Here is a 13,329-nt window from a genome sequence, read left to right on the forward strand (position 1 = left end):
TCAACTTATTTTAAAAAGCAGCTTTACGTCTTTGTAGGTGCGTAAACGGGTATCTATCAATACATCAATAAATATAGTAAATCATGTTTAATAAAAAAACAATTAAAACACATATTTACAGGTGATTACATTTTGTCAATAAAGTATAAAAAAAAGAATTATGTAATATGGAAGCAGATGAAGTACACTTTCCTAGAGCCCGGCGCTGTCAGAAAGTGTACTCGTTTGTTTTGAACTACCAGCCGGGGTTTTGGGTGAGTTCCACACCATTGCTTTTGTAAAGCGAAATCTGATCGATAGGAATCGGATCCAGATAATACTTATCATTGACCAATCGCTTAATGGCATTGGACGGGATAATATACCCTTCATTTCCCCCGTCGACGGTTATGCCATTCAATTGACTTGGAGGATAGTTCGATTTTACAATATAAGCTCCTCTGTTTATCGTTGGATTTTTATCCGTATCTGCATAATCGAGCTTTTTCCAACGACGTAGATCGTTTAATCGTTGTCCCTCAAACATCAGTTCTGATCGTCTCTCGCGGCGAATTTCCCACAAGATGCTTGATACACTTGCATCGCGCGCGGGATCATTATAAGGCGTGCCATTTACCGCAGGCTGATTAGCAATCAGTTCCAAGCGGGGGAGGCCTACGCCGTTTCTGCTACGAAGCACGTTAATCGATTTGTCTAAATCTTGCTGTGTTAATGTGCCTAGCTCTGCTGTAGCTTCTGCATAGTTTACAAGTACTTCGCCGTAGCGCAAGATCGGTGCATCCGTCACGTTTAATTGACCACTACCGATAGGTAGATTTCGAAGGCTCTCGTTTAGAAATTTGTGTACGGAATAGCCAGAGAATGCGTAGTTAGAAACGGTGTTCAACATACGGAGTTGTGGAACGATGGTCTGGGCCATGCGGCCATCGCGATTTGCCAATGCACTTTGCACAGTTCTGTCGCCATTGTACTGCGGCGAAAGACCGATGGGAAGTCCGTCGTTAAGCAAGTAACTATCAATTGCATTTTTAGATGCACCTGCTTGCGGCTCAAGGTTATTGAACGACATTAAGCTGTGCTGCAACACACCTTCGGCATATTCTTTGAAAAGAATAACCTCACGATTGCCTTTAAGCGATTCGGAACTAAACAAACCTCGGTAGTCGCTGGCTAAGCTGTAAGCGCCGCTGTTAATTATTTGTTCTGCCGCCCATTTTGACGCTTCTAAATACTCTTTGGATTTAGCTTCGTCGATTTGGTGATATTTTAACCAAGTTCCTTCGAATAAAAATACCCGTGCCATATAAGCTAGTACCACATATTTGTTGACGGCTTGCTGCGCTGGGCCATCCGCAGAGCGCACACTTTCTGCAGCAAATCTGAAGTCTTCCAGCACTTTGTCCATTACAAAAATCCGGGAATCGCGTGTTTTGTACAAATCAGCGTCATCTTCGGTCAATACCCGGTCTATGTAGGGGACATTGCCAAATAAGTTGACAAAATTTGCGTACTCAAGCCCCCTGAAAAAGCGGCCTATACCCAACCAGTGATTTTGCACTTCTTCTGCCAGATTCGCTTTGGGTACACTCTCGATAAAATGGTTGGCTTTGCGTATGCGGGAGTAATATGACGTTACACCTGCTGGTGTTTGGCTTGTGGGTAAAGCGGGCGACCAGCCGCCCCCGGATGTAGGCACATTAATGATAAACTCCGTAATAATGTTTTCATTGGGCGTCTGTGGTGTAAAGTCATCGTTGATAAACTGCCCTTGAAAATAGGATCCCCACGTAAAACCTTGACCATACCCTTTGAAATAGTAATTGTAGAAACCATACGTATAGGTACGGATATTGTTTTCGGAGGACCAGAACGCCGGATCGGTCAATTGGTCCAGCGGATCTTTGGTTAAAAAATCATCTCCCAAAAAATCTTTCGAGCAGGACGACATAGACAGAACGCCTGCTATTGCTATATATTTTAATAGTTTCATGTCTAAAAAGTTAATTGAAGGCCCAATGAAAATGTTCTGCGGTATGGATAAGAACGTCCAAAAGAGTTCTGATCTCTTATACCATTCTCTGTGTAATCTGTCTCAGGATCAATCGGGATGTTGAGGTTGTCGAATTCCAATAGGTTTTCGCCCGAGAAGAAGACCCTAAATTTAGAGATTTTGGCTTTCTCCAATACCGTAGCTGGAATGGTATACCCGAAGGTCAGATTTTTCAAGCGCAAATACGACATGTCTAACAGGTATTGCGTTTGTGGCATGTGGTTCATGGACGTGTTGCTTTGGTTTTGATTCGTTGGCCGGTAGTAAAATGCTCCTGTATTCTCTGGCGTCCAGTAATCCATTTGGTGTGCATACCAGGCTTCAGCAGGGCGCCATCCCGGTACTGCAAAGTCGCCACCGACCCAATTGTCTCGTTTTCCCACACCCTGTAGGAAGAAACCTAAATCAAATCCTTTAAACGAAAAATCTGCACGGAAGCCGTATTGGTAGCGCGGGTTGGAGTTGCCGATGATTCTTCTGTCACCGGGGTTTCCGACAGTTCCATCACCTACTCCAATCACACCGTCGCCGTTCAAATCCCTATACTTCACATCTCCCGGACCATATCGAAATGTCGGTGTTTCATAGAATGCTTGTGAAGGGATTCCATCCTTCAATGTATAGCTTCCATCACTATTTATATTAAAGTCATCCACCTGAAATAGGCGATCTGTTTCATATCCCCAGATTTCACCAATGACTTTTCCACTATAGTTGGATGATGAGCCGTTAGCATTGATCTGCGCCTGGCCATCAAATTTCGTGATTGTTTCCTTATAATCGGATAGCTGTCCGGCCAAACGCATGGTGAAGCCATTGTTAAAGCTGTGGTTGTAGGCGAGCTCTAATTCCCAGCCGTTGGTCTGCATCTCTCCAAAATTCCGCAACGGCGATGGTGCTCCGAAGCTCGATGGCAAAATAACACCGCCGGTAATCAGGTCGGAGACCGTTCTTCTGTATCGATTGAAGGTCACATTAAATTTATTGTTAAAGAATGCTGCATCAATCCCGATCTCTCGCGTCGTTACCGTTTCCCACGTCAGATCTTGCGATACGATAGAGGGCGTAGTCATGGTATTCTGGTTTACGCCGTCGATTACCCAATTTGTGGGTGCTTGGCTCAAAGTAGAGAGGTAAAGGCCGGTCGGCACGGTTTGGTTTCCGACGCTTCCCCAAGATGCTCTTACTTTCAAGAAATTAAGATAAGGCTTAGACCAGTCCATAAATTCTTCTTGGGTAAGCACATAACCAGCGGAGATGGCTGGAAAAAATCCCCAGACATTATCCCTGTTGAAGCGTGAAGATCCGTCGTACCTCGCTAACACTTCGAGTAAATATTTGTTGTCGTAGTCGTAGTTTACACGTCCGAAGAACCCCAATGTAGACCAATGGGAAGCGCCTGAACTCGTAGACATCTCGCCAGTAGCCAGGCCCAATTGTGGATAATTTTGGTCAAGAAGGCCTAGCCGCTGTCCCCAGATATTATCCGATTGGAAAAGCTCTGCGTTTGCGCCGGCCATAAACTTGAAGTTGTGTTGCTCAAAACTTTTATCATAGGTCGCGTACATGTTTGCCACGTGGCGATCTCTTATGGTGCGTTCTTTGCGCGCACGGTTGTAGGCTGCGCCCGTATAGGTGAGGTATTCGAATTCGTTTTTGTTCCAAAAATCCCATCCGGTAACGGTTCCTCCATTTTCGTCATAACGCGTGATAAATTGCGAATACGTATAATCTGCATCAAGCGTAAGTCCGGGCATGATTTTGGCCTGTCCACCAAAAGTAAAACGGGCCATGTTAAAGTTCCTTTCATTCATATTGGCCTGTTGCACATCGGTAATCGCATTCCGCATGGGCAACCCATCAATAGTTCCGTAAGGGAAGTTTCGTGGCCAGCGGTACAGATAAAAGAGCGGTTCGTACACATCGCCATTGAAGGAGAAGGGTTTGCTTACGTCAGATGCTGTGTATAAAATTTTTGCAAAACCTGTCAGCCAGTCGGTGATATCTGCATTTATCCCCAGGTTGAAATTGTAGCGGTTATATTTGTCGGTGTTATCCTTTAAAATGCCGGTTTGCGAAATCAGTCCAAACCCAGCATTGTAGTTAATTTTATCGGATCCGCCAGAGACACTTAAGTTGTGATTTTGCTGCGGTGTATATTTCTTCATGAACATATCTTCAGCATCCCAGGTACGATGGAAGTACAAATAGCCATCTTTCACTTCATAATCCCGGCCTTCAAGCATATCCAATCCTAAATTTTGGCCGCCATATAACCGATCCCATTCTTCCATCTTTTGAATAGCGTACTCATCGTAGCGGGTGCCGAGATTGACATATCCGGCCAGAGCGGGGTTGGTGCGTTGCATGGCCAGTAAGCCTGCTCGTGCACCTTCGGCGCCGCCTGCTATCACCGGAGTGCGCGTCAAGGTTTGTATGGCAAAATTGTTGGAATAGTTTACCGCCGTCTTGGTGTTTCTTTTCCCGGACTTCGTCTTGATCAATATCACCCCCCATGCCGCTCTTGAGCCGTATATGGCTGCTGAGGCATCTTTAACGACAGACATCGTCTCAATGTCTGTTGGGTTGATCATGGACAAGCTAGGAACCTCCACGCCGTCAACAAGGATTAACGGTGATGCGCCGCCCTGTGTTTGCAGTGAGCCGGTTACACCCCGCAAACGTATCGTGGGGTCACCGCCTAGATCACCACTGGGCGTAGAAACAGCTAAACCAGAAACAGCGCCTTGCAAGGCTCTTCCGACATCCGTAATAGGACGCGTTTCGAACGTTTTTTCCGTGTTAACGGTAGAGACGGCACCTGTAACATTGGATCGCTTCTGTGTACCGTAGCCCACCACGACGACCTCATCAACGGTTCTGGCATCAGATTGTAATTCTACATTCATCGCGTTTGCGCTTACCGCAAGTTCCCTAGTTTCATATCCTAAGCTGCGAAATTGCAACGTCGCGCCTACGGGTGCTACAATTGTAAACTGGCCATTTTCATCGGTTTGTGTGGAAACAGAAGAGCCTACAAGCGCCACCGTTACACCAGCCAGTGGGCCATTCGTGTCTGATACCGTTCCCCGCGCCGTATGTTGTTGATCACCCATAGAGCGAGGCCAGTCTGTTTTGGGGCTAAACGAATGTCGTGGTGCAAACTCGTGCCCCTGTGCATTCAAAATAACTCCCAATGCAGCAGAGAAAAGTAATGTTCTTCTCATAATTATAGTCGTTAGTTTATTTGTTGTTCAATCTTTTGTTAAAAAAAACTTATTCAAAATCGGTATAGAGCAAATATTTTTTTCGCATCGTTTTATATGCGTCCAACTCTGGCTTCCAAGATTCCTTAATTTGTTCTTCTGTTTTTCCTGCAATAATTTGCTTTCTCAGTTCATCGGTACCGGCGAGCTTGTCGAAAAACTCGGCTCGGCTAAAGAACTTACTTTTATCCGGCATCTTGTTGTAGAAATCAATGACATATTTCAGGGTAAACTTATGTTTGTTCGCATCAACACTTCTTAGGTCTAGGCCGTAGTTAACGACACCTTTCCCTTCGACGTGCTTAGCCATTCCCGATTTTTCGCCTGGCGTAAATTTAAAATCACCAAATACCGGATCGGGATATCCGATCACTTGAAAAGGCCAGTCTGTGCCTCTTCCTTCCGATATGGCGGTGCCTTCGAAAAGACATAAAGAACCGTATAGCCGCACGGCGAGATGGTTCGGCAGCGATGGCGATGGTATAATGGGAAGTTCATACATCATCGTGTGATCGTAGTTCTTAACCGGGATTACCGTTAGGCTGCATTGTCGCCCTTCTTCCAGCCACCGTTCACCGTTAATCATTTGTGCCATTTCGCCCATCGTCAAACCGTGCATGATTGCAACCTTATGAAAAGAGATATCGGCTTTAAATTTATCGTCTTTACGTACGGGGCCGTCTACTTGATCTCCATTTGGATTTGGACGATCCAGTACAATAACTTGTTTTCCATGTTTGGCGCAAAGGTCCATCACATGGTGCATGGAAGTCATGTAGGTATAGAATCGTGCGCCTACATCTTGTAGATCAAAGAGCATCACATCAATAGACTGAATGATCGAATCCTGCTTTGCATTGCCTCCGTATAAGGTGTACAAGGGAAGCCCTGTTTTTTTATCGGTTTCGTTCCCAACTTTCTCGCCACGTTCGATGTCGCCGCGAAAGCCATGCTCGGGCGCAAATGCGAAGTGCAGGTCGACATTGTTATCAAGTAGGATATCCACCAAATGCTCTTTTTGATCACCCACGATTGTGGTTTGGTTTCCCATCAGCCCTACCTTTTTGTCTTTTAAGAGCGGCAAGTATTCGTCTAGCTGATCGGCTCCAGGTAAAATTTCAAGAGTCTGGGTGGTTGAATCTGTGGATACGCTTGTTGTTTGCGTGCTGTTTCCCGACTGACAAGATAATAGAATGAATTCGAGAATTATCAGTAGGGCGGTGATTTTGAATTTAGGCGTAGTGCTCATCGTCTGAATCATTGATTATCACATAAAAGTAGAAAAAAAATGCATAATCATGCATGTTTTGCAAAAAAATTACCAAAAATAATTAGCTTTGATGTAATTCAAGATTTAAAACAAGTACAAACTTGCACGCTTGCGCCTGATAAATCCTTTTAGGGCTAACACAAAACCTATCTAGCGGCGGTGAGCTATGGTTAAGTGCATATTAAGCAATGTTTTGCCAAAAAAAATTCGGCGATGATAGATCAGTAATCTCGCTTTGGAACGATTGGGAAAAATCGATATAAAGAAATATATTTCAGAAAAAATAGTGTTAATTATGATCACGTGACATGCATTTACTTTCTCGGACAAAATTTCGATATCGACTACCGTTTTATAAACGAATCTTTGATATGGCTATGGCAACACTATTTTTATTGTTGGCTGCTCCTCTTCTCCTTGTTATAGCGATCGCTATAAAGACGGAAGGTAAGGGGGCGATAATTTACAGGGCTAGACGGGTTGGTGCCAACCAGCAAATTTTTACATTGTATAAGTTTCGTACCATGTATCAAGGTTCTGAATTGCTCTTGAAGGATATGTTACATTTAAATATGTACAGAACAGCATATGAGCTGGATAGTCTTGCTGTATTCGTCAAGTTTGATAATGATTGGCGCGTGACGAGGACTGGTCGATTTTTAAGGAGAACTCATTTAGATGAGCTACCACAACTATTCAATGTATTAAAGGGTGAAATGTCCATCATCGGGAATAGACCATTGGCGACTTATGAAGCTGAAAAATTGGTTGCTAGAAAGGAGTTTAAGCGATTTTTGGCTCCGGCTGGGATTACGGGACTATGGCAAATTCGCCAGCATCGAAAAGAGAAGATAAGTGCAGCGCAGCGCATTGCCTTGGATAATCGCTATGCTGCTGAACAATCCTTTGGCTACGATTGTGCTATTCTATTAGAAACCATGTTTGTTTTACTGGTCAACATTTTTAAGCGTCCGTGAGCGAAGCCATATATTCATTGGAATCCTTGGCGTTGTTCTGTTTCAGGAGCAGTTTAGGTAGTGTGGTCAGGTTCCCAAATTGTGTTTTTGGTTTTTTGGTGTCTTAGAGCGGGTTAGGATTATTTTTCCCGCAGTTTTGTTTGGCAGTCCTAGATATTTCCTATATTTATAAAAGCCGATTTTTTCATTGATGATTGTATAAATAGTAAACTAACCGAATGATATTTACAAGATTTTAGCGTAAGATGATTTGTATCCAAGATGTTTCAATGACCTTTCCAATACCTAAAAAATACATTGATTATTTGTTTTTTAGACGTTCACGTTACTTCCAAGCCTTGACCAATGTTAATTTAACCATAGAAGACGGGGATAGGGTTGCTTTTCTCGGTGTGAATGGCGCAGGGAAGACGACGCTACTTAAACTCATCGGAGGATTGCTTTATCCCAGCTTGGGCATGATCGAGGTGAATCGTTATGATACGGTAAAAGACAATATTAATTCAAGAAATAGTGTCGGATTTGTTTTGAACGAAGAGCGAAGCTTCTATTGGAGGCTAAGCGGTTTTGAGAATTTAGAATTCTTCGGCATTTTAGATAATCTCCACGGAGACCTACTGCGCGACAAAATAAGGGAACTCATTCGTCTTGTTGGTTTGGACGGTGCAGAAAATAAACAGGTAGCTACCTATTCTTCCGGCATGAAACAGCGGTTGGCCTTGGCGAGAGGGCTTTTGCGAGATCCCAAAATTTTGATCTTGGATGAACCTACCCGAACCTTAGACCCCAAAGCCGTCATTGAAATTAAGTCGCTTATATCAAGTAAAATACACAGTAGCACTAAACGGACCCTACTTATAGCAACGCATCGTTTTGATGAAGCCGAAGAGCTTTGCAATAAAGTATGTATTATGAATAAAGGGCAGGTTTTGGTGTGTGACACGGTAGAAAGTATAAAAAGTAAGCATAGTACCATTGAAAGCTTTTACCACAACGTTATGAACGAAAACAATAGCTCGTTATGTATTTCAAGATAGTAGGGTTTATAAAGAGGGATTACCTGATAGAGTCTCGGTATAAATTAAACTTTATATTGAGTTTTGTGAGTTCTATTTTACCCGTATTGTCCTTTTTCTTTGTCGCGAAATTGGTGGAAGGCACTGGCACCGATAGTCTGGATAAATATGGCGGAGATTACTTTTCCTTTGCGCTTATCGGAATATCCTTTACCCGCTTTTTTCAATTAGCGGTGGATACGTTTTCTGGAAATATTAAGAGGGCGCAAATGGCAGGCTGTCTAGAAGCTATTTTGAGCTCCCAGACCGATTCCAAAACTGTGGTTCTTTTATCATCGATATACAGTTTTGTGGCGGCCGGTGTACAATTGCTCTTAATGTTTGCCGTAGGCGTGCTATTTCTTGGGTTCGATTTCTCCAATACGAATGTCTTGGCGTTGGTGTTTTCCTTGCTATTATCGTTTATAGCCTTTATCAGCCTAGGGATTTTTTCTGCTGCTGGAACGGTTATTTTTAAACAGGGCGAGCCCGTAGGCTGGCTCTTTGGGGCAATAAGCGCGCTGTTGGGCGGGGCCATGTTTCCGATAAGTGTTATGCCTGAATGGCTGCAATTTCTTTCGAAGATCTTTCCTATAACCTACGCGTTGGATGTGATACGCTTGGCCATCCTAAAAGGGTATTCTATGCCGATGATGTGGGAGCAGTTGTCTATTTTGGGTATGATGTCTTGTGTTCTTTTCCCGTTGAGTTTACGGACATTCCATTGGGCTGTTGAACAGGGTAAGCGAGACGGCACGTTAATGAGTTACTAGGAGCGTATACACCATATGATGAAGACGATAACAAGGCACATATACCGCTAAAAAGTTATGATCGGAAGGCTCTTACCCCATAGCACGCTTAGCCCCATTGTCAAATCATCCTTGGCACTTGGCGTCCTAACGATCCTGTGTAAAATACTGGGCTATGGCGAAAAGCTGGTGTTGGCCTATTACTTCGGGACGAGTTACGAAGTGGATGTTTATAACGTAGTAATTGCCATGGCAATTAGTGTATTTATACTGTTTCGAGAGCTTATTGAACCGGGCTTTCTCCATGTCTTTCTGCGCGCTTTTCACCATGAAGACAAGGCGAGCTCTTGGCAGTTATTTCGCTTCTTTTTTCTGTTGATCATGCTTTTAACGGTTGCCTTCTCCGTAATATGTATGTTGTTTTCGGGGGAAGTCATGCACATTTTTGCTCCAGGTTTTTCTGCGGAGAAAGCTGAGCTTGCCGCATCCATGTTGCAGATTGTTATTCCGGCAGCCATCTTCTTATCGCTAAGTGCGTTAACAAACATCACGTTAAATGCCTTGAAAAGTTTCGCTATGCCCATGCTTGGAGAGGTCTTGTTTAAACTTGTCGTTCTAGCTTGCCTCTTCGCGTTTTATCATACGTCAGGTATATTTTCAATCGCTATCGGTTTTTTGGTTGGCGCTTTTGTCAAACTCGCCTTTCATCTCTTTCTGTTGTACAAGCCTATCGTTATCGCGAGGAGCGAGCATATAGGCAAACACTTACGCGAGGTTTGGCGATTGACCTGGCCACTGCTGGTTGGGGTTGCCTTTTCTCAAGTGAGCACATTGGTGGATAATATCTTCGCGTCCTACCAGCAAGAAGGTGCTATATCCGCGCTTAACTACGCCAAGAAGCTTGTTGATCTGCCCGTATTGGTCTTTCCGTATATACTGAGTGTCGTGGTGTTTCCTTACTTTTCCCAGCTTTCGATTATAAAGGAGCATAAAAAGCTGGCAGACCTTTTTTCCAAAAGCCTCGCATGGATCTTGGTCGTCTTTTTGCCGTTGGCGCTTTTTTTCTATATGTTTTCATACGAATTGACAGCTGTAGCGTTGCAGCGTGGGGCGTTTACTGCGGATTCTACGACACTGACATCCGTCCCCTTAAAATATTATGCATTGGGCATGGTGTTTTTCGCTATCGAAACGATATTGGTTATTTTCTATTTCGCTAACGCAGATACCAAGACGCCGATTTTTATTGGTATCCTCACCGTGTTGGAAAATATCCTGCTGACGGTAATATTTTTAAGGATTTTTGGATATGCTGGAATTGCGCTGTCCTTGGTCGTAGCAAAAGCGACAAAGAACATCGTGCTATTACTGTTGCTCAAGAAGATGATGAGTATCGATTTCAGGAGTGTATTCGTCTTTCTAGGGAAAGTAGGGGCAGCTTTTGTGTTGACCGCGTTAGGCATGTTTCTGCTAAAAGATGTCTTTGCCGATGTAGCACATACATCTACTTTACTTTTTCTGATGTGTATCTTCTCGGTTAGCACCGTATGTTATGCGCTGTGCCTGTATGTATTTAAATTGAGGGAGGACCTATTTTAATATGGATCGAATGCATATCGCGTACGTTTTAGGTCAATTCCCCAGTTACACGGAGACTTTTATCGCTAACGAAATCGATGAGCTACACGCGGCAGGCCTCAACATCTGTATCCTTTCCTTGAACAAAGGCTCCTTGGCCGCCAATACCGACGTCGTGTACGACCGCGACTTTTTTGATGGAGCTAAGTTCCGCGCGCACCTTTCCCTGATCACTCGGCTACGGGTACACTATTTTAGGATCCTCCTCAACTGTATTATAAAATGCGGCTTCAACCTGCGAATACTGTTGAAATACATGAAGAATTTTTCTTCTGCAGTCTATTTGGTCGAGCGAATAAAAGCGCTGGATATTAAACATGTTCATGCGCATTTTATGTCTACACCTACTGATGTTGCCATGATTTTATCGATGTTGTTGAACATTCCACTCAGCTGCACCGGACATGCAAACGATATCTATACCGCGTCGGAAAAAGACCTAAAAGAGAAAATGGCCTATTCAAAATTTGTAGTAACATGCACGGCATTTAACAAAGCCTATTTAACACGTTGTATAGCTCACGCGCAGCAAGGTAAGATTCACCATATTTATCATGGCATTCACGTATCAAAATGGATCAGAAAAAAAGGTTTGGAAGAGCTAACGAAAAAGGACAAAATAAACCTTCTTTTGGTCGGAAGGCTTGTTGCGAAAAAGGGTATCGACTATTTGTTGGAAGCTATGCTGCTACTTAGACAATCCGACTATTCCATTGCTTGCACAATAATTGGCGACGGCCCGCAACATCCGTCCTTAACACAGTTCATAAAGCAACATAAACTGCGCGATCTTGTTACTATACAAACGTCGATGCCACAAGATCATCTTCAGAAATACTACTTGGAAGCAGATATATTTGTATTGCCCAGCTTGATTGCGGCCGATGGAGATCGAGATGGCTTGCCCAATGTATTGCTCGAGGCGATGGCCGTCGGTGTCCCGATCATTGCTACGGATGTCTCGGCAATTGGAGAGTTGATTCAAGACGAGCGTACGGGTTTACTTATCCATCAGCGTGATCCCCAGGCCATCGCCAGAGCCGTAATCCGGATGATAGAGGATTATCAACTGTGCAGGAATTTATCGGAAGCAGGAAAGCAGCATATCGAAACGTTTGACATACAGGAAAGCACCAACAAGCTTCTTCACCTTTTCAATGGAAATTAATGGCTAGTAAAGTCAAGATACTATTTGGGCTGGAAGCGGGGGATGCGGGGGCGTTGAAGCACTTGGTCTCCTTGGCTTGTGGCTTGAATAGCGAGCGATTTTCGATCACGGTCATTTTATCACCTGCGCGATCATCTCGTGTTTTTAAGGAAATCGACAAAATGACCAGTGCGGGGATCAATGTGCTTCTCTTTTCTATGGCGAGCAAGGTCGCTATGGTTAAGGACATCAGGCTGATCAGAAAGTTAACATCCCATTTGCAGGAAAACCGTTACGATATCGTTCATGCCCACAGCTCAAAGGCGGGATTAACTTTTAGAATAGCAGCTCGACTGGCGAAGATTGACAACATTATCTATACCCCCCATTGCTTTTACTTTCAGGGTAAAACAGGCTTCAGACTGTGGGTTTTTAGCCTAGCAGAACGAGTTTTGGGTAGGTTTACGACAAAGCTCATTGTCTCCAGCAATGAGGAGCTCTGGGCGCGCAAACAGCATATAGTCTCGTCGGAGAAACTTACCGTTATCCAAAATGCGATCCAGCCCGATGAATACCGGCCGGCGATCACCCGAGAAGAAATCAAGGAAAAATTCGAGATACCGGCGCATTGTCTCGTCGTTGGAGGAGTGGGAAGGCTCAGCAAGCAAAAAGATTGGAAAACCTTTATTTGTGCAGCCCGCGAAGTACTTTTGCAGCATAAAGACCTTGTTTTTGTGATCGCTGGCGATGGTGAATTGTTCAAGCAACTAGAAAGCTTGATTACGGACCTGGCTTTAAAGCAACGCGTTATGCTGTTGGGCCACGTGGAAGAAATGCGTAACGTCTATCCGTTGTTTGATATCTTTGTCAGTTCTTCTCTTTGGGAAGGATTGCCGTATAGCCTGTTGGAAGCTATGCACTTCAAATTGCCCGTCATTGCCTCCGACATTGGCTACGCCGATATACTCGTCGATCAATACAATGCATTGCTCTATCGACCAAAAGATCATATGCAACTTGCAGAAATGATTATGACGCTTATTGAAAATCCATCATATCGGGAACGTTTAGCAGAACATGCTTATGCAAGCCGATGTGATTTTGAATTTTCCCGTTTTATCGAAGCGCATGAAAAACTTTATCTATCACTATCGAATTAATTCTTGTATAGTGG

The 13,329-nt window shown here is 43.9% G+C and carries 9 protein-coding genes; 6 read left to right on the forward strand and 3 right to left on the reverse strand.

Translation table 11 applies throughout. The annotated features are described in order from the left end of the window. Positions 1–235: 235 nt before the first annotated feature. From B0I21_RS09175 to B0I21_RS09185, 3 genes are read right to left on the reverse strand one after another with little or no spacing between them, the layout of a single operon-like run. A complete protein-coding gene (locus B0I21_RS09175) occupies positions 236–1,990 on the reverse strand; it encodes a RagB/SusD family nutrient uptake outer membrane protein (RefSeq protein ID WP_133640177.1) in 1,755 nt (584 codons plus the stop codon). 2 nt (positions 1,991–1,992) lie between these two features. Beyond that, the gene (locus B0I21_RS09180) at positions 1,993–5,277 is read right to left on the reverse strand and encodes a SusC/RagA family TonB-linked outer membrane protein (protein ID WP_208292310.1); all 3,285 of its coding nucleotides are present in this window, start codon (positions 5,275–5,277) and stop codon (positions 1,993–1,995) included. Between the two features lie 49 nt (positions 5,278–5,326). Next, on the reverse strand, positions 5,327–6,577 hold the full coding sequence (locus B0I21_RS09185; RefSeq protein ID WP_243836003.1) for an exo-beta-N-acetylmuramidase NamZ family protein: 1,251 nt from the start codon (positions 6,575–6,577) through the stop codon (positions 5,327–5,329). 317 nt (positions 6,578–6,894) lie between these two features. Between B0I21_RS09185 and B0I21_RS09190 the strand changes: the two genes are divergently transcribed. From B0I21_RS09190 to B0I21_RS09215, 6 genes are all read left to right on the forward strand, one after another. Next, positions 6,895–7,563: a sugar transferase gene (locus tag B0I21_RS09190; protein ID WP_133640178.1), complete on the forward strand. Its 669-nt coding sequence runs from the start codon at positions 6,895–6,897 to the stop codon at positions 7,561–7,563. Between the two features lie 269 nt (positions 7,564–7,832). Beyond that, entirely contained in the window at positions 7,833–8,600 is a 768-nt protein-coding gene (locus B0I21_RS09195; protein WP_166637824.1) for an ABC transporter ATP-binding protein, read from the forward strand. Next, positions 8,585–9,391, forward strand: coding sequence for an ABC transporter permease (locus B0I21_RS09200; RefSeq protein ID WP_133640180.1), 807 nt, complete (start codon positions 8,585–8,587; stop codon positions 9,389–9,391). The genes B0I21_RS09195 and B0I21_RS09200 overlap by 16 nt, the downstream gene beginning before the upstream one ends. Before the next feature lie 57 nt (positions 9,392–9,448). Then, positions 9,449–10,969, forward strand: coding sequence for a murein biosynthesis integral membrane protein MurJ (gene murJ, locus B0I21_RS09205; RefSeq protein ID WP_133640181.1), 1,521 nt, complete (start codon positions 9,449–9,451; stop codon positions 10,967–10,969). 10 nt (positions 10,970–10,979) lie between these two features. Further along, the gene (locus B0I21_RS09210) at positions 10,980–12,176 is read left to right on the forward strand and encodes a glycosyltransferase family 4 protein (protein WP_166637825.1); all 1,197 of its coding nucleotides are present in this window, start codon (positions 10,980–10,982) and stop codon (positions 12,174–12,176) included. Further along, a complete protein-coding gene (locus B0I21_RS09215) occupies positions 12,176–13,315 on the forward strand; it encodes a glycosyltransferase (RefSeq protein ID WP_133640183.1) in 1,140 nt (379 codons plus the stop codon). The genes B0I21_RS09210 and B0I21_RS09215 overlap by 1 nt, the downstream gene beginning before the upstream one ends. The last annotated feature ends 14 nt before the right edge of the window (positions 13,316–13,329 follow it).

Origin of the sequence: Sphingobacterium paludis (assembly GCF_004364125.1) — a bacterium.
Classification (GTDB): domain Bacteria; phylum Bacteroidota; class Bacteroidia; order Sphingobacteriales; family Sphingobacteriaceae; genus Sphingobacterium; species Sphingobacterium paludis.

Bases quoted from the DNA above. Each gene is read 5' to 3' on its own strand.
- B0I21_RS09210 (WP_166637825.1), top strand. From the start codon at position 10,980: ATGCATATCGCGTACGTTTTAGGTCAATTCCCCAGTTACACGGAGACT.
- B0I21_RS09175 (WP_133640177.1), bottom strand. From the start codon at position 1,990: ATGAAACTATTAAAATATATAGCAATAGCAGGCGTTCTGTCTATGTCG.
- B0I21_RS09185 (WP_243836003.1), bottom strand. From the start codon at position 6,577: ATGATTCAGACGATGAGCACTACGCCTAAATTCAAAATCACCGCCCTA.
- B0I21_RS09180 (WP_208292310.1), bottom strand. From the start codon at position 5,277: ATGAGAAGAACATTACTTTTCTCTGCTGCATTGGGAGTTATTTTGAAT.
- B0I21_RS09215 (WP_133640183.1), top strand. From the start codon at position 12,176: ATGGCTAGTAAAGTCAAGATACTATTTGGGCTGGAAGCGGGGGATGCG.
- B0I21_RS09200 (WP_133640180.1), top strand. From the start codon at position 8,585: ATGTATTTCAAGATAGTAGGGTTTATAAAGAGGGATTACCTGATAGAG.
- murJ (WP_133640181.1), top strand. From the start codon at position 9,449: ATGATCGGAAGGCTCTTACCCCATAGCACGCTTAGCCCCATTGTCAAA.
- B0I21_RS09195 (WP_166637824.1), top strand. From the start codon at position 7,833: ATGACCTTTCCAATACCTAAAAAATACATTGATTATTTGTTTTTTAGA.
- B0I21_RS09190 (WP_133640178.1), top strand. From the start codon at position 6,895: ATGCATTTACTTTCTCGGACAAAATTTCGATATCGACTACCGTTTTAT.